Raw genomic sequence first — 17,741 nt, forward strand, 5'->3', positions numbered from 1 at the left:
CTACAAATTATTTTTGCACTTCTACCCGCAGCCCATTTGGAAAAATAAGCACATACGAGCCAAAATCAAGCGCCTGCTTACAGCAACGGCTCATCAGCTTCTTGCGATTTTTCTTTTCAAGCCCGGTGAATGTCCCACAAACCGAGCAGTGCGTTTCATAGCCTTCCTGCATCGCCAATGCGTATAACGGAGCACCAATCCGCCTGCATTCTTCTTTAAAAGCAGCGTCTTCATCCCGGAATGGTTTGCCTTCGATAAACAAATGATAATGAGCCAGCTCATGTTTCAATGTAGCAATCACGTGCCGAGCACCAAACTGGTTGTACTGCCACATGCTCTGAATAATGCGCAGCGGTTTATGGGCTCGCGGATCAAACATGAAATAACCGGCCGCATTTTTCAGTGACTTATCCCACTCAATCGGAATTTTGCATGGACGTCCGTAGTAGGTAAGACTAAGCTGATTGCCGATCTGGGCCAGTTCTTTGTGATCGCTTGTATCAATCGTCTGTCTTGTGACAAGTCGTTTGAGACGATTGATATGTTCAAGAGCTTCCTCATACGAAAGCTGAACTAATAAAGAATCAGGCTTCTCCCCTGCTTCTAACACAAGAGAGTATAAGTATTTCATCATTAGGGCAGTAGGTTTTATATCATTCATACCTATTATTGTAAGAGAGCGATCTCATTCTCGCAACACATTCAACGCCTATGGTATAATCGAAACGCACAAAGAATCTAACTGAACTGAAATGGAGATGTCCATGTTACCATTTGAAGAAAAGCTCGCAGTTATTGAATCATTCCCTGAATTGCAGCGGAAAAACGTCTCGCTTGGACGAGTAAATTTTCACTATGATGAAAGCATATTTGACAAAAAAATCGTCGTGTATCATCTGCATCCGAACGGAAATGGCTTTGTTTACACCGGACAGCTGCCGGGCTATGAATCAGATGATCGAGGTTTAACAAATATTCGCGACTATTCCGCAGCGGATCTTCGCTCTTTAATCAAGTCGTCCATTGATTCCTTATCATCTCACCATACATCGGCTGTTACAGAAGATGGACAGGAAGAACGTTGGGCAGGGCCGGATCAACATATACTTGTACTTATGTATGAAAACGAGCTATGGAATGTATATACCGGATTGAATCTGGAAGCTTCTTTTGAGTCGTATGACGAAGCAGAACAATATCTACGTGAAGAAGGCTTTCATCGCCTGTAGATAATAAAAGATCCACCTGTTAGGAAAATGGTGTAGGCTGTATCAGCCCCATTTCTAGGCAGGTGGATTTTTGTTGTCATCATTATACGGTTTTCTGCACGAGCTGTAGCAACTTATCGGACGTATGCGAAATTGTATCAAAAGTTGCTTTCATTTCTTCCGATGTTGCCGCATTTTCTCGCGCATGAGCAGCAATTCGCTGAATGGATTCATTTATGTACGTGATGGAAGCAATAATATTCTCCAGCTGGTTTGCGATGTCGTCCGTTGAAGATCGACTTTGTTCTGACATTGTTTGAATTTCTTTCGCCACTACTGAGAAGCCTCGTCCTTGCTCTCCGGCCCGCGCCGCTTCAATGGACGCATTAAGCCCAAGAATTTTAGATTGTGTTTAAATTTTCTGAATAAACGAAAGCACATTATTTATTTCTTGAATGTCACTCTTTACGGATAACGAGCGATTCGATAATTCTTCTACATGAACGGCTACATCATGAGAAGCATGTGCAATATGATCGGTTGTTGAGGTCAAATCGGTAATCGCGATCACTAAGTCGCTCGAAGCTAAACGGATCGTATCCAGTTTTTCGTTGGAAACGACCGCACTAAAAATCGCAATGAGTTCCCCATTATCAAATATAGGAATAGCGGTAGATATGTAGGAAAACCCGTATTTTTCTACCCCTCGTTCTTCGCGTAATGGATGGGTAACTTTTGTACGCCATACTTTTTCCACAACTGTTCCTTTTATATTTTCGATACGTGTTCCGAGTGGGAGTTTAAAATCTAACTTTTCTCCTGGCAAATACCCGATTAGTTTTTCATGGTCATACAGCAAAAGGCACGTATCTTCCGGGTAACCGGCCTGATAAATTTTCATAACATCTATGATGCTTTGGAGTAGTGGGTTCACATTCGTCACCTTTCTATCTTTTTAAAAGTATTTAGATCATTATGCTATGATTTAATTGGTAAAGTGTAGTAATAAATTAAAAAACTAGGTATGTGGGTCTATTTACATATTGTAGTTCAAGGAAAAGTTTGTATAATATTCGAAGTAAACTTATAGTTTGATAAAAATAAACTTTCTTGACCGCAAGTTTACTCCAGGTGAACAAAGTGAAGGAGAATACCATGCAGATCGGGAAAAAAATAAAAAATTTACGCTTAAAAAAAGGACTAACGCAGGAAGAGCTAGGAGAACGGACTGATTTAAGTAAAGGATACATCTCCCAACTCGAACGGGATTTAAGCTCCCCCTCTCTCGAAACGTTTTTTCATATTCTTGAAGTGCTCGGCTGTACTCCGAATTCGTTCTTTAATGAAGAAGAACGGGAACAAAAAGTCGTGTATAGCGAAGAAGAACAAACCGGTTTCACGGATGAGGAGCGCGGCTATCATATTCAATGGCTCGTGCCAGAGTCTAATGAAAAAGAAATGGAGCCGATTCATCTGCTGCTTCAGGAAAAAGGAGAATTTAAAAAGTTTGAACCATCACTTTCCGAGACGTTCGCGTATGTACTGCGCGGGCGCATTGCCGTTCGGCTTGGTAAGCACGTATATCATGCCAAGGCCGGGGAAGCGATCTATTTCCATGCATCCGATGAACATCAGATTGTAAACGATGACACGGGCCCATCCGAACTCCTTCTCGTTGCGACCGAATCATATTTGTAAGCACAACTCTACTAATTTGAACAAGGAGTCATAGCTATGAACACAACGAACACGATTATTCGCTTTGAACATGTTACAAAGCAATATGATGAAGATGCGCCTGTGCTTGATAATGTCAGCTTTGAAATTGAGCGCGGGAAATTCTACACCCTCCTCGGCCCATCCGGCTGTGGAAAAACGACGATTCTCCGCCTTATTGCCGGCTTTACTGAGCCATCTCATGGAAACATTTATTTTAACGGCACAGTGATCAATCACGTTCCAGCGAATGAACGTCAAGTAAATACAGTATTCCAGGATTATGCCCTTTTCCCCCACCTCAACGTCTTTGAAAATGTAGCGTTTGGCCTGCGCATTAAAAAAATGAAAGAAGCTGCGATTCAGGCGAAAGTAAAAGAAGCCCTTCGCTTCGTTAACCTGGACGGTTATGAAAAACGGGAAATTAGTGAAATGTCCGGCGGGCAGCGACAACGGGTTGCAATTGCTCGGGCGATCGTGAATGAGCCGGAAGTCATCTTGCTTGATGAGCCGCTGTCCGCACTTGATCTGAAGCTTCGAACAGAGATGCAGTATGAGCTGCGTGAGCTGCAGCAGCGTCTGGGCATTACATTTATTTTTGTTACGCACGATCAGGAAGAGGCGCTGGCGATGTCCGATGAGATTTTTGTGCTCAATGAAGGTAAAATCCAGCAAAGCGGCACCCCGACAGACATTTATGATGAGCCGATCAACCGCTTTGTCGCAGATTTTATCGGAGAATCGAATATCGTGTCGGGGAAAATGATTGATGATTTCCGCGTGGAATTCGCCGGGAAGCAGTTTGAGTGTGTCGATCAGGGCTTCAACCGAGATGAACCGATTGAAATCGTGATTCGACCGGAAGACCTGGAAGTAACAACACGTGAAAATGGAAAACTTCAGGTACGAGTTGACTCCCAGCTATTCCGGGGCGTCCATTATGAGATTTGCTGCTATGATGAAGGCGGAAATGAATGGCTCGTCCACTCTACCCGCCAGGCAGTTGTCGGCGAAACGGTAGGTCTCTATTTCGATCCAGAAGCGATCCATGTTATGCGCTTCGGCGAAACAGAAGAAGAATTCGATAAGCGGCTCGAATCGTACGATGAGGTTCACCATGCAAAATAGAATTCGTAACGTATATCTCGCTCCTTATTTGCTCTGGATTGTGCTGTTTGTGATTGCCCCTCTTTTACTTGTCCTCTACTATTCGTTTTTTGACATTGAGGGGCACTTTACGCTAGCGAATTATGAGAAGTTTTTTACGCCCGTTTATTTAAAAATGACGCTGAGCTCATTCTGGTATGCCTTTCTTATTACGGCATTCTCGCTGTTGATTGCGTATCCGACCGCATATTTCTTGACCAAGACAAAGCATAAGCAATTATGGCTGCTGCTCATTATTTTACCAACATGGATCAACCTGCTGCTGAAAGCTTATGCGTTTCTGGGGATTTTCGGTACATACGGAACAGCAAACGCCCTGTTAGAAGTGCTCGGTATCGGCAAAAAACAAATCTTATTTACCGATTTTAGTTTTTTGTTTGTATCGGTCTATATTTTTATTCCGTTTATGATTTTACCGATTTTCAATGCGCTTGAGAAATTGAATCCATCGTTTATCGATGCAGCCCGCGACCTGGGAGCATCTTCATGGACGACATTTCGCCGTGTGATTTTCCCGCTGACACTTGATGGCGTAAAATCAGGCTGCCAAGCGGTATTTATTCCAGCTCTGTCATTGTTTATGATCACCCGTCTCGTTGCCGGTAACCGGGTCATTACGCTTGGGACTGCGATCGAACAGCACTTCCTCGTAACACAAGATTGGGGAATGGGCGCAACCATTGCCGTCTTCCTCATCCTTGCCATGGTGATCATTATGATCGTAACAGGAAAGCGGAAGTGAGGGTGGGTCGATGATGAAGCTAAAACGAAATCTATCAAATGTATATTTATGTGTTGTATTTGTCATTTTGTATGCACCGATCTTTTATTTGACATATTACTCGTTCAACAGCGGCGGGTCCATGCATGAATTTGAAGGCTTTACACTGAAATGGTACGAGGAAGTGTTTCATGATACGCGTTTGCTCATTATTGTGCTAAATACGCTTGTGATCGCCCTTCTATCCGCAGCGCTCTCGACAATACTTGGCGTAGCCGGGGCATTGGCTATTCACCATGTTAGACGGCATCAAGCAAAGAACATGCTGCTTTCGTTGAACAATGTATTGATTGTAAGCCCGGATATTATTATTGGTGCGTCTTTTCTCATCCTATTTACCATTGCGGGTATTAAGCTTGGCTTTACATCGGTATTATTGTCGCATATCGCCTTTAGTGTACCAATTGTGGTCATTATGGTGCTGCCGAAGCTGCAGGATATGAGCCCAACGCTGATCGATGCGGCTCGTGATTTAGGAGCAAGTCAGTGGGATGTACTGACGAAAGTGGTCCTGCCGGTTATTACACCCGGAATTTTCGCAGGATTTTTTATGGCATTGACGTATTCCCTTGATGATTTTGCGGTTACATTCTTTGTGACAGGGAACGGATTCTCAACGTTATCCGTTGAAATCTATTCACGCGCTCGCCAAGGTATCGCCCTTAACATTAACGCACTGTCCACGCTTATTTTCCTGTTTACGATTGTACTGGTCATCGGCTATTACTTCATTAATAAGCGCAGCAACGGTCGAGCGAAAGGAGCTGGATTACGTCCATGAAGCAGCTAACACGTATGTTTATCCTTTTGTTTGCCGTCGCGTTTGCCTTGATGTTTGTAACATCCCGCCTTAATTCAACACAGGGCTATACTGGTGCTAATACGCTGACGGTGTATAACTGGGGTGATTATATCGATCCAGAACTCATAACAGAATTTGAAAAAGAAACCGGAATTAAAGTCATCTATCAAACCTTTGATTCAAATGAAGCCATGATCACGAAAATCGCGCAAGGTGGAACAACATTCGATGTCGCTGTTCCGTCTGAATATACGATCAGCAAGATGAAGGAAGAGAATCTCCTTCTGCCGATTGATCATGCTAAAATTCCGAACTTGAAAAACATTAACCCGCGCTTTCTTAATTTATCGTTCGATCCAAATAATACATACTCCGTCCCCTACTTCTGGGGAACGGTTGGGATTGTATACAACCCTGAAATGCTCGGGGGTAAAAAGATTACGAAGTGGAATGACTTGTGGAGCCCGGATTTACGCAATCAGATTTTACTCGTAGACGGTGCGCGTGAAGTGATGGGCATGGGGCTGAACAGTCTGCACTACTCGTTAAATGATACGAATGAAGCGCATCTTCAGGAAGCAAAGCAAAAGCTGACGACTCTAATGCCGAACGTAAAAGCTATTGTCGGGGATGAAATTAAAATGCTGCTTGCCAATGAAGAAGCTGCTGTCGGTGTGGTCTGGTCGGGAGATGCAAGTGAAATTATGGGCCAGAACGAAAAGCTTGATTATGTTGTACCGGAGGAAGGCTCAAACTTATGGTTTGATAACATGGTCATTCCGAAAACAGCTAAAAACATCGAAGGTGCTCATAAATTTATTAACTTCATGCTCGATCCGAAGCATGCCGCACAAAATGCTGAATATGTAGGCTACTCGACACCGAATGAAAAAGCGTTGGCCTTCTTACCAAAAGATATCGCAGAAGATGAACGATTTTACCCAAGTCCAGACGTAACAGGAAAACTTGAAGTATATGAAAACCTTGGCAAGCGTATGCTCGCCCATTATAATGAACTGTTCCTGGAGTTCAAAATGCATACAAAATAAGTAAAAGCCTGACGAATCTATCAGATTTCGTCAGGCTTTTTTGGTCATATACTCTTTATCGAATATCGTTTTTATCTAAATATTTCAAGAGAAAATGGACAAGATACGCTACGATCCCGAATGAAAGCACAAGATAAATCGCTACCTTTAACAAGTTGCCAGATCACTCCTATAATAAAAAATCATGTTTGTTCCGCTTATTCTTTTCCAACATTTTAATATGGGCTTGTTTATCTCGCAAGCCTTTTGACAGAATGCTTGCAACGTTTAAACATGATTTCTTAGGCATGATCCCCGGATTTATGATTTTTTTACAGCTTTGCATTCATGATCTTCTACGATAATCTCGATCTGCTTCACGTCGCCTTCTTCAATCAACAGGTCAGCAATACGGTCTTCAATCTCCTGCTGGATGACCCGACGCAATGGACGAGCGCCAAAGGCAGGGTGATAGCCGCGATCTGCCAGCATCTCTTTCACCTCTGCTGTAACTGTGACAGCAATCCCCTGTTCGTACAATTCACTCAGGCTATCAGCAAGCATTACGTCGACAATTTGTACGAGATCTTGTTTTGCCAACTGATTAAACGAGATCACGGCATCAAAACGATTCAGGAATTCTGGTTTAAAGTAAGCTGTAAGCGAATCAGTAACGGTTGCAGGCTCCACCTTGCTTTCAGCCTCAAATCCGACTGTGATTTTCCGCTCCGCTACTCCTGCGTTGCTCGTCGCAATTACGACCGTATCTTTAAAGTTCACTGTGCGGCCCTGGCTGTCTGTCAGACGTCCGTCTTCGAGAATTTGCAGGAACATGTTCAACACATCCGGATGCGCTTTTTCAATCTCATCCAGCAGAATAATGCTGTATGGATTGCGGCGTACGCGTTCAGTCAGCTGGCCCGCTTCTTCATGGCCGACATAGCCTGGTGGTGAGCCGATCAGTTTAGAGACAGAATGTTTCTCCATGTATTCACTCATATCAAGGCGAATCATTGATTCTTTCGTGCCAAATAGCTCCTCGGCAAGCACACGGGTCAGCTCGGTTTTACCGACACCAGTCGGACCGACAAACAGGAACGAAGCAATTGGTCGATTTTTCGGCTTCAGTCCGGTGCGGCTGCGACGGATCGCTTTTGTTACCTGCTTAACGGCATCTGGCTGACCAATTACTCGTGCTGCAAGCTGTGCTTCCAGGTTCTGCATTTTTGTCTGTTCTGCGCTTTGCAATTTTCTAACCGGGATCCCCGTTTTTCGTTCAATAATGTCTTGAATATCTTCTACGGTTACATCCGTGCGTGCCACCTCGCCTTTATGACGATCAAGCTGTTCGAGAATGTGCATTTCTTCATCGCGAAGTTTGGCAGCACGTTCATATTCCTCTTTCACAGTAGCCGCTTGTTTCTCCTCGACAATCTCACGTAACCGTGCATGCTGCGCTTCTGTGTCATGCCCGGCTGTGCGCAAGTTCACTTTGGAACCTGCTTCATCAAGCAGGTCAATCGCTTTATCTGGCAGGAAACGATCCTGGATGTAACGATGTGACAGCTCAACGCAGGCACGAATCACTTCATCCGAATACGCCACTTCATGATACGCTTCGTATTTCGGACGCAGACCTTGCAGAATTTTGATCGCTTCTGGGACAGTTGGTTCTTTGACCATGACCGGCTGGAAGCGACGTTCGAGGGCAGCGTCTTTTTCAATCTGACGGTATTCTTTCAGTGTCGTTGCTCCGATTACTTGCAGCTCGCCCCTTGCAAGCGCTGGTTTCAGAATGTTGCCTGCATCCATTGAGCCTTCTGCTGAACCAGCACCGACGAGTAGATGAATTTCGTCAATGAACAAAATGACATTTTTACGTGCCTGTAGTTCGGTAATAATTTGCTTCATTTTTTCCTCGAATTGTCCTCGGATGCCCGTGCCTGCGACAAGTGAAGCGACATCGAGTGTATACACAACTTTATTGCGAAGTTTGGTTGGAACGTCTCCGTCAGAAATTCTGACAGCTAATCCTTCAGCGATCGCGGTCTTTCCGACGCCTGGTTCACCGAGTAAGACCGGATTGTTTTTCGTGCGACGGTTTAAAATTTCAATAATGCGCTCAATCTCATGATCGCGGCCAATTACCGGATCAATCAACCCGGCTTTTGCTGCTTCGCTCAAATTGCGTCCTGCGCTATCAAGAATGCCACCTTGCTGCGGTACAGCCATTGGTGAATGTTCAGCTCCCATCCCTTCGTTGGCAGGCGGCATTGAGAATCCTTTAAAAAGTGCATCCATGCCCGAGAAATTCGGGAATGACCCAGCTCCTGCTGGCATGCCCATTTTATTTGCAAATGTTGTATAGCAGTCACGGCAGAGATGCACCTTCTGCGTGTGATTTTGACGCTGCATCGTAACAAATACATGCGCCTGTTTTTGATTGCAGTTTTGACAAAGCATATGTCTGCCTCCTTTATTGTATCTGTTTTATCTGACATTGACTTTCTTTGACCTTATAGTTTGATTATATACTGACCTTTCCTGACTTTCAAGAGGTGCTGCAAAAATTGTTTATAATGAAAAACGGAGTTAGCTCCATCGTAGATACGATGTATAAGCCAACTCCGCTGCAAGTTTAAAAACGTTTTACGATCTGGAACAGAATTGTCGTAACAATAAGTGCCCCAACGGCTACAATCACAAACGTCATATATGTCCCTTCTTCCTGATAATGCTGTATTCTGCTCTTATCTTACCATATAAACATTTTATATGTTAGATTCACAGTGTAAACCGTGCCAATCCTGACAAACATATGGTTTTTCTTGCAATCAATCATATATTATCTTACTATTCTATATAATAATGAGAGAATTGGTGAGGAGGAAAGCACTTTTGAATAGGTTCAGCAAGCGATCGGTTCATTATGGTTGGATCATTCTTATCCTAATGACGCTTACCATCCTGGCAAGCATGGGGCTCGGACGCTTTTCTTTTGGTATTATGATTCCATTTATTCGCAATGATATGCAATTGTCTTACGCTTTAGTTGGCTATTTAACCACTGCACTTTTCTCTGGCTATCTTGTTGGCTCACTACTGGCGGGATCGTTTATTCATCGTTATCAGCATCGCCGGACGATTGTTTGCGGATTGTTCATCTTTTCCTCTGTACTATTTATTTTTTCACGTATAACCAGCTTTGCCGCGATGATTGTACTTGTGTTTCTACTCGGCTTCCTCATTGGTATCCTGAACATTTCAGCGCTTGGTCTTTTATTTAACTGGTTTGCAGACCGTAAAAAAGGGATGGCCCTTGGCATTGCTAATGCCGGTGGCGGTGGCGGCATGGTATTTAGCGGGATGTTTGTCCCGTATATGGTAAGCTACTCGCAGGCAGACAACGGGTGGCGGAACGCAACCTTGTTGTTTTTCGGCTTTTCGGCTGCCATCTGGCTCTTCTGTATGTTGTTTTTACGGAATAATCCTACTGAAGTGAAGCTGAGCAAAATCGGGGCAACAGATCCTTGCATACATACGGAGTCAAGTACGCCAGAACATAGCGGCGAACAGGAGGAGACTACCTTCCGCGCTTTGTTTCGCAATCCTGTATTTATGATGCTTGGGGGCAGCTATTTTTTATGGGGATTTAGCTATTTGATCTTTACTACTTTTCTAGTGGATTATTTAATGGAAGGGCTGAATTATTCCAAAATAGAAGCAGGCGGATTATTCTCCCTTGCTGGCATCTCTAGCATTGTAAGCGGATTCATTTGTGGTGCCTTATCCGATCGATTCGGGCGAGTGCGAGTTCTGACCTGGATATACAGTGTACAAAGTACGCTACTTCTACTTCTCCTACTCCCCCATCCAGTTACAATAACAGGATCTATATTTTTGTATGCGCTTACGTTATGGGGTGTTCCGACCTTAATGATGGCAAGTGTAGGCGACTTTCTCCCACCACGGGCTGTCCCGACCGGAATGGGGTTTCTGACTTTGTTTTTCAGCATCGGGCAGGCACTTTCTCCGCTTTGCACTGGCTGGGTCGTATCTGTTACCCATTCCTATACGACCTCCTTCTTCATCTCAGCTATTTGCTGCGCAGTCGGTGCATTATTGTTGATGGGGTTGGCGCGAAAACAGTACCTTGTAGCCAAAAATGATGCTCTATCTGTTTCTAAATCACTTTAAAACTCATGCAAAAAGGGGAAGCTAATTTGAAACGAATAGTTCCAATCATGTTATCGAGTGTTTTTTTACTAACAACTGGGTGTACTCCAGTTAATAAAACGAATGACAAAGAGATAAAAAGCGAAACTAAAGACAGTCAAAAGAAAAGCGATAAAAACAGTTCAGTAAATACCTCTGTCGATCGAAAACATGATTTTACCTATCTTGAACAATTACCAAAAGATAAACTAGAGACGTACAACCAATTTCTAGAGGATGGTAATCTCGATCATTTAACAGATTTCACACCAGAACAGATTGTCTTACTCTATATGAACTTAGTATTGAAACATGAAACTGATAAAATATATGCGCTAACTTACAATAATGGTCAACTTCCTTCTCTTGATAGATTCAAAGATGAATACGACCATTACTTATCTGAATATTTAAACGAAGATTATTTAGCATATCGATTTTATGACTCCATTTCAGTAGATGAGGAAACAAGAAAAAAGGACAGCCTTGTGGTCCAAATTAAAATTACGTATGGGACTACAACACGGGTTGTAAATTACGGATTAAAAAGGGAACAAAATGTTTGGAAACTGGACTTATACCATTTAGTAAAAGACTCAAAGAAAAGGGCAAAAAAATGTGAAGAAGCAGGAAGCTGATTGGTCGCTCCCTGCTTTTTCCCACTTGTATTCATCTGTTTCTAAGTTGTTTTCAATTATGAATGGTTTACAATTCGAACCGTAACAAGCTTACTTCCTACTTTTACTTGTTCCCCTGTCACTAGCTCATTACATACACGTAACGAATTCATAAGCAGGTTTTCCTGCAAGAGACTCTCGTAGCGTACCACGACTTGCTTCATTTCCTCATCCATGCTCATCTCGATATCAATCCGTAAGTTAACCGGTAACTGTAATTTCTTGCGGTATTCTTGAATCGCACGAAGTAATTCACGAACCAGTCCTTCCTGAACAAGTTCTTCTGTTAGCATCGTATCAAGAATAACGGTATATGGTCCGCTTGATGCGACAGCAAATCCTTTGTGTGGAACTTTTTCAATCTGTACATCTTCTGCGGTGATTGTAAGTGTCGTACCAGCAGGCGTTTGAAAATTAGCTTCTCCCCTATCCACAAACGATTTAGCTTGTGTATTCGTTAGACTTTGCAGCCACTGATTCACCTGATTGGTCTCCGCTCCAAACTTCGGACCTGCTTTTTTGAAATCCAATTTTAGCTTATACGACACGAAGTTCTCATCGTTTTGGATAACATGAAATGCTTTTACGTTTAATTCTTCTTTTATAATGTCACCATAAGCATCCCACTGAATGTCCTGGTTGTGCGTTACGATTAGTGACAGACTCGCTAATGGCTGCTTAACTTTTAAGGAAGCGGTATTTCGGATACTGCGCCCGACTTCCACAACCTGCAATACCGCATTCATCTCTTCTTCAAGCTTCGCATTAATTTTTGCTTCATTATAATCCGGATAGTCAGTTAGATGAACACTTCCGCCTTCGAGATTGGTATACATATCTTCAGCTATGAAAGGTGTAAAAGGCGCTAACAACTGACTTGTTTTTACGAGTACCTCATGCAACGTTGCATACGCCGCCGCTTTTTCCTCGCTCATCCCTTGCGACCAGAAACGGTCCCGTGAACGACGAACATACCAGTTACTCAGCTCCTCTACGAATGTGGCGATTTCCCGTGCTGCACTCGTAAATTGATAATCCTCCAGGCTTTCTCTAACTCGTTTGATCGTGCTGTGTAAACGGGACAAAATCCATTCATCCAGTTTAGTCCGAGCTTGCTTATATTTCTTATCTGGTTGATACTCGTCTAGGTTTGCATATAACACATAAAACCCGTATACATTTACAATCGTATCAATGACTTTGGACTTTGCTTCCTGTACGACGCGTTCAGAAAACCGTTTCGGATTCCACGGTGCGCTATCTGCTAGCAGCGCCCACCGTAATGCGTCTGCGCCAAACTTCCGGATTAAGTCAGCTGGTTCCAAGGCATTTCCTTTACTCTTGGACATTTTCTGGCCGTTCTCATCTAATATGTGACCAAGTGATAGCACACGCTTATACGGCGCTTTTCCGGTAAAGAGTGTAGATACAGCCAGCAGGCTATAAAACCAGCCGCGTGTCTGGTCAATCCCTTCGATCACAACATCAGCCGGAAATTGTTTCTCGAATTGCGCTTTGTTTGCAAATGGATAGTGATACTGTGCAAACGGCATTGATCCACTATCAAACCACACGTCAATCACTTCCGGGGTACGCGTCATCGCAGCACCGCACTTCGTACAGCACAGTTTGATTTCATCGACGTATGGCTTGTGCAATTCAATGGACTCTGTAACCGGATGAGTCGCATGATCTTGCAGCTCCTGTATGCTTTTCGGGGCGTATTGATGATCACACGCCTGGCATTGCCACACATTGAGCGGTGTTCCCCAGTATCTGTTTCGACTAATGTTCCAGTCGACCATGTTTTCCAGGAAGTTTCCGAATCGCCCGTGCTTAATATGATCGGGATACCATGTTACGCCTTCGTTATTCTGGATGAATTGCTCTTTTACAGCGGTTGTTTGAATGAACCAGCTCTCATTTGCATAGTACAGCAATGGTGCATCACAGCGCCAGCAATGTGGGTAGCTGTGCTCGTGTTTTTCTTTATGGTACAGCAGACCTTTATCTGCTAAATAACGAATGATATCGACATCACAGTCTTTTACAAACCGGCCCTGGAATAAAGGGACTTCGCTCGTGTATCTTCCCTTTCCATCCACTACATTTACGAAAGAAAAGCCATTCTCGCGAATCACTTTGTAGTCATCTTCTCCGTACGCTGGCGCAATATGAACGATGCCAGTACCGCTTTGTTCTGTGACATAATCAGCCGTTACTACTTGATGTCCTTTTTCCACATTAACAAAGTCAAATGGCGGTACATAAGCAAGACCTGCTAGTTCCTTTCCTTTGTGCTCGGATAATACCGTATATTCCTGCTGTAAAACTTGTTCAGCTCGTGCCTTCGCAACAATATAAATGCAGTCTCCTTCTTTGACTCGTACGTACTCCAGATCAGGATGAACAGCTAGCGCTACATTTGCCGGAAGTGTCCATGGTGTTGTCGTCCAGCCTAAAAAATACTCATTCTTGCGGTCTTTCACTCTAAATTTAGCAGTAGCCGTTAAATCTTTGACGTTCTTATAGCCTTGTGCCACTTCATGCGAGCTAAGAGACGTTTGGCAGCTTGGGCAATACGGAGATACTCGGTGCCCTTTATATAATAAGCCTCGCTCATGCAAGGTTCCAAGAATGTTCCAAACGCTTTCGATATACGCATTATCCAGCGTGATATATGGGTTATCCATATCTACCCAGTATCCGATTTGCTCGGTAAAATCACGCCATTGCTTCTCGTACGTGAATACACTCTCCTTGCATTTCTCAATAAACGCTTCGACTCCATAGTTCTCGATTTCATGCTTACCCGAGATGCCGAGCTGCTTTTCTACACCAAGCTCAACCGGTAATCCATGCGTATCCCAGCCAGCTTTGCGGATGACTTGATGACCTGTCATCGTTTTGTAGCGCGCCACTACATCTTTAATGGTTCGCCCTAATGCATGCCCGACATGAGGAAGCCCGTTTGCTGTTGGCGGCCCTTCATAAAATACGAAGGATGGTTTCCCTTCCCGATTTTGAATCGATTGTTGAAAGGTGTTTTGTTCTTTCCATTGCTCATGAATCCGCTGTTCTCGCCCTGTGGCTGACTCTTTTACATTGACCTCTTTCATGTGATACCACTCCTTTTTGGGATTACAAAGCACACAAAAAACCCGCCCCTATGACTAGGGACGGGTTCACCCGCGGTACCACCCTGGCTTCTATCGATGACAAACCGTTCATCAATAGCACTCAGCAACGTACAATCATACGCGTTCTTTTTAACGGTAGAATCCCGTTCAAGCTTACTCGTATTCAGCTTGACTTCTCGGAGAGGATATTCGGCTGTGAACTGAACACCGGCTTTCAGCAACGACCGGCTCTCTGGGGAACAGACTCACAACGTACTTGTTCTCGTCATCGAATTTGTGTGCTTTTGTTACAGAACATTCTATTCAGTATCGAGCGACTTGTCAAATCCCAAATAAAAAACAATCACAAAATTGATCCAACTATAATTCACAAGTATAATCATTATGTATAAAGTAAGTTAATAATCATAAAAAATCCTGAAAATACCTTTCTAATTTGGTCATATCACGTGTTGAATCAAAATGGAGGCTTACTTATGGACTTAAAGTTATCTGGAAAAAAAGCACTTATTACAGGAGGAAGCCGTGGAATTGGTAAAGCTATTGCCCGTCAGCTGGCTCTGGAAGGTGTAGATTGTACGATTTGTTCTAGAAACGAATCCTCGCTAAAGATCACTGCAGAGGAATTAGCTCAGGAAACAAAAAGAAATATCTATCCGATCGTGGCAGATACTTCGAATCCTGACTCTATCCTAAACTTAGTTGAAAAATCAGCAGCAGCGATGGGTAGTATTGATATTCTGATCAACAGCGGCGCCCGTGTTGGTGGCGGAGAGCCCGAAGATTTTAACCACATTAAAGATGAACTTATTTTGAAAGATTTTGAAGAAAAGTATATGGGCTATTTTCGTTGTATGCGAGCAGTTGCTCCTTATATGATAGAAAATAATTGGGGGCGTATCATCAATATAAGTGGTCTGGCTGCTAGAATAGGCGGCAATTATTTTAGTTCCGGTCCGCGTAATGCATCTGTTGTCCATTTAACAAAATCCGCATCATTAGAATTAGGAAAGCATGGCATTAACGTCAATGCTATTTACCCAGGGATTGTCGATACGGAAACGAATAGGGAACGATTCACTAATGAGGAGGCTTTACGCAGGGCAGCAGAAATGAGTCCGCTCAACCGCTTGATTACAGCGGAGGAAATTGCTTATGTCGTTACCTTCCTAGCTTCACCTTTGTCGGCAGCGATTACTGGTGATGTCATTTCGGTAACCGGTGGTATAGGGAATACCGTTTATTATTAAAAACCTAGGACAAGTTAAATACGAAAGCTATGCTTGAGTTGGAAAATAACCGCAATTGGATTAGTCCCTATTCTTTCATAAGATAGGGACTATTTTGCTTCTTTTCCCAGCTTCACATGGTAGAAAGAACTTTTTATCCGAACTACTCAGTTTTTCAAAAACCATATAATTGTACGTCTATGATTTTATTGTCGACACAACGATAACAACTGCAAAATAAAGTAAAATACTACCTAAGCATCGATCAAACCAATAATTGTATCGATCGTAAAACTCTCTAAACTTTCGATAGGAAATGATAACAGATAAAAGCACAAACCATGATCCAACAGCTACGATAATTTCCGACCCATACACCCAACGAACCCAGTTTCCCGTATCGGCTGAAATAAATTGCGAAAAAACGCTCAGAAAAAATAGCGCCGCTTTTGGATTCAAAACATTACAGAAAAATCCTTCACGAAATCCTTGCATAAATGTTTTATTGTCGTTTACTTTTTGATGATTTGCTTGGTCGTGTCCATGCTGCGGCACAGACCGGATCGCTTGCCATCCAAGCCATGCTAAATAAAGCGAACCGACAAGTTTTATCGCGGTAAATAGACTTGGAACTTTTTCCATGATATACGTAAAACCTAAAACCGTATACGTAATATGAATAACCAAAGCAAAAGCAACGCCAAGTGCAGTAGCAATCCCTATACGACAGCCAAATCCCAGGCTATTTTTCATGACGATAAAAAAGTCAGGGCCTGGTGATAAAGCAGCTAGAATTCCAATGATAAACACCTCAACAAACAACACAACCGCCTCCTACTTTACTCTCTATTCAACATCTGGTTCGTGACAATGTACAAAAGATCAGGGTTGCCCTTCCAAATCCGCTCTATATGTTCTATCCCCCACTTCTCTGCCATCACTTTCATCATAATATCGTGCCGAATGTATTCTTTCGCAAGCAATACTAACATCGGGTCCTCCGTATGTAAGGCAACCGGCATCATTTCTTTAGAAAACCCGGCTATCATCACTTCTTCATTATCACAAACAGCAACCGTTAATCTCTGTCCCATACGCTGCTCCTCGATCGCAGCTGTTGAAGGATGATGATAAAATGTCGTACCAAAATGACTGGCAGATTCACAATTAAACAAAAGCGAATATAGCTGTACGCCCGAATCTACTGCTTTTTTCGCAAATGGTTGAATTTCATCTACTTCAGACTCCCATAAGGAAAGCCAAACTTCATGCCGAGCTTTTGAAAGTAAGGCGTTTATTTTATCGATGACAGGGCCTCTTTCTTTAATATGACGAATGACGTGCGCATCAGGAGGATGTTCAAGCGTCTGTAAGTTTTCCTCCAGGTAACTGAATGTTCGATCTTTTTCATCTCGTAAACGTCCAAGGAATTCTTTGGGTGGTACAGGCGTGTATGTTACCGGATCAGAACGCAGCTCGTTAATCGCACCATGAGAAATAAGCTTATTAATAGTTTGGTAAATCATGGATCTAGGAACCCCACTTTGTTTGCTTAATTCATAACCAGTGCTAGGTGATTGCCTCAGAAGTGCCAAGTATGCTTGACTTTCATATTTTGAAAATCCAATTTTCATTAAGTAGTCAATCAGTCTATCCATCATACCCTCCATTATAGTAGTTATATATATGACTACTATAATGGGATGTGGAGATTATTTCAAGTCTGATTCAAGATACGCGATATTGACAATTTATTTTTTCCACACTATAATTTCCAA

The 17,741-nt window shown here is 43.0% G+C and carries 16 protein-coding genes and 1 other annotated feature; of the genes, 9 read left to right on the plus strand and 7 right to left on the minus strand.

Annotated features, from left to right (window positions below):
- Positions 1 to 7: 7 nt before the first annotated feature.
- Entirely contained in the window at positions 8 to 661 is a 654-nt protein-coding gene (locus tag PO771_RS10570) for a SprT family zinc-dependent metalloprotease (RefSeq protein ID WP_272559640.1), read from the minus strand.
- 103 nt (positions 662 to 764) lie between these two features.
- On the opposite strand from PO771_RS10570, the gene PO771_RS10575 reads away from it, so the two are divergent.
- A complete protein-coding gene (locus tag PO771_RS10575; RefSeq protein WP_272559641.1) occupies positions 765 to 1,229 on the plus strand; it encodes a hypothetical protein in 465 nt (154 codons plus the stop codon).
- An 82-nt stretch (positions 1,230 to 1,311) separates the two neighbouring features.
- Here PO771_RS10575 and PO771_RS10580 read toward each other — a convergent pair whose 3' ends face one another.
- Positions 1,312 to 1,608: a methyl-accepting chemotaxis protein gene (locus PO771_RS10580; RefSeq protein WP_272563139.1), complete on the minus strand. Its 297-nt coding sequence runs from the start codon at positions 1,606 to 1,608 to the stop codon at positions 1,312 to 1,314.
- A 12-nt stretch (positions 1,609 to 1,620) separates the two neighbouring features.
- The gene (locus tag PO771_RS10585) at positions 1,621 to 2,142 is read right to left on the minus strand and encodes a hypothetical protein (RefSeq protein ID WP_272559642.1); all 522 of its coding nucleotides are present in this window, start codon (positions 2,140 to 2,142) and stop codon (positions 1,621 to 1,623) included.
- A gap of 221 nt (positions 2,143 to 2,363) precedes the next feature.
- On the opposite strand from PO771_RS10585, the gene PO771_RS10590 reads away from it, so the two are divergent.
- The 5 genes from PO771_RS10590 to PO771_RS10610 are packed head-to-tail and all read left to right on the plus strand — an operon-like array spanning position 2,364 to position 6,723.
- On the plus strand, positions 2,364 to 2,906 hold the full coding sequence (locus PO771_RS10590) for a helix-turn-helix domain-containing protein (RefSeq protein ID WP_272559643.1): 543 nt from the start codon (positions 2,364 to 2,366) through the stop codon (positions 2,904 to 2,906).
- 36 nt (positions 2,907 to 2,942) lie between these two features.
- Entirely contained in the window at positions 2,943 to 4,052 is a 1,110-nt protein-coding gene (locus PO771_RS10595) for an ABC transporter ATP-binding protein (RefSeq protein ID WP_272559644.1), read from the plus strand.
- Positions 4,042 to 4,833 carry an ABC transporter permease gene (locus PO771_RS10600; protein WP_272559645.1) on the plus strand — a complete coding sequence of 264 codons (792 nt, stop codon included), beginning with the start codon at positions 4,042 to 4,044 and terminating at the stop codon, positions 4,831 to 4,833. Before PO771_RS10595 ends, PO771_RS10600 begins: the two co-directional genes overlap by 11 nt.
- Positions 4,834 to 4,846: 13 nt before the next feature.
- Positions 4,847 to 5,653 carry an ABC transporter permease gene (locus PO771_RS10605; protein ID WP_272563140.1) on the plus strand — a complete coding sequence of 269 codons (807 nt, stop codon included), beginning with the start codon at positions 4,847 to 4,849 and terminating at the stop codon, positions 5,651 to 5,653.
- On the plus strand, positions 5,650 to 6,723 hold the full coding sequence (locus PO771_RS10610; protein ID WP_272559646.1) for an ABC transporter substrate-binding protein: 1,074 nt from the start codon (positions 5,650 to 5,652) through the stop codon (positions 6,721 to 6,723). The genes PO771_RS10605 and PO771_RS10610 overlap by 4 nt, the downstream gene beginning before the upstream one ends.
- A 300-nt stretch (positions 6,724 to 7,023) precedes the next feature.
- Here the strand turns inward: PO771_RS10610 and PO771_RS10615 are convergent, their stop codons facing one another.
- On the minus strand, positions 7,024 to 9,165 hold the full coding sequence (locus tag PO771_RS10615; protein ID WP_272559647.1) for an ATP-dependent Clp protease ATP-binding subunit: 2,142 nt from the start codon (positions 9,163 to 9,165) through the stop codon (positions 7,024 to 7,026).
- Positions 9,166 to 9,600: 435 nt separating this feature from the next.
- Between PO771_RS10615 and PO771_RS10620 the strand changes: the two genes are divergently transcribed.
- Both PO771_RS10620 and PO771_RS10625 read left to right on the plus strand, forming a co-directional pair.
- Positions 9,601 to 10,899 (plus strand): MFS transporter, encoded by a 1,299-nt coding sequence (locus tag PO771_RS10620; protein ID WP_272559648.1) that lies wholly within the window; start codon positions 9,601 to 9,603, stop codon positions 10,897 to 10,899.
- A 26-nt stretch (positions 10,900 to 10,925) separates the two neighbouring features.
- On the plus strand, positions 10,926 to 11,555 hold the full coding sequence (locus tag PO771_RS10625) for a hypothetical protein (protein WP_272559649.1): 630 nt from the start codon (positions 10,926 to 10,928) through the stop codon (positions 11,553 to 11,555).
- Between the two features lie 56 nt (positions 11,556 to 11,611).
- Here the strand turns inward: PO771_RS10625 and ileS are convergent, their stop codons facing one another.
- Positions 11,612 to 14,713, minus strand: coding sequence for an isoleucine--tRNA ligase (gene ileS / locus PO771_RS10630; protein ID WP_272559650.1), 3,102 nt, complete (start codon positions 14,711 to 14,713; stop codon positions 11,612 to 11,614).
- Positions 14,714 to 14,766: 53 nt separating this feature from the next.
- Positions 14,767 to 15,012 (minus strand) — a binding site (T-box leader).
- Between the two features lie 198 nt (positions 15,013 to 15,210).
- Here ileS and PO771_RS10635 point away from each other — a divergent pair.
- Entirely contained in the window at positions 15,211 to 15,984 is a 774-nt protein-coding gene (locus PO771_RS10635; RefSeq protein ID WP_272559651.1) for an SDR family NAD(P)-dependent oxidoreductase, read from the plus strand.
- A 177-nt stretch (positions 15,985 to 16,161) separates the two neighbouring features.
- Here the strand turns inward: PO771_RS10635 and PO771_RS10640 are convergent, their stop codons facing one another.
- A complete protein-coding gene (locus PO771_RS10640) occupies positions 16,162 to 16,788 on the minus strand; it encodes a LysE family translocator (protein ID WP_272559652.1) in 627 nt (208 codons plus the stop codon).
- A gap of 14 nt (positions 16,789 to 16,802) precedes the next feature.
- The gene (locus PO771_RS10645) at positions 16,803 to 17,633 is read right to left on the minus strand and encodes a TrmB family transcriptional regulator (protein ID WP_336297940.1); all 831 of its coding nucleotides are present in this window, start codon (positions 17,631 to 17,633) and stop codon (positions 16,803 to 16,805) included.
- Positions 17,634 to 17,741: the final 108 nt, after the last annotated feature.

Source organism: Aneurinibacillus uraniidurans (assembly GCF_028471905.1).
Taxonomy (GTDB): Bacteria; Bacillota; Bacilli; order Aneurinibacillales; family Aneurinibacillaceae; genus Aneurinibacillus; species Aneurinibacillus uraniidurans.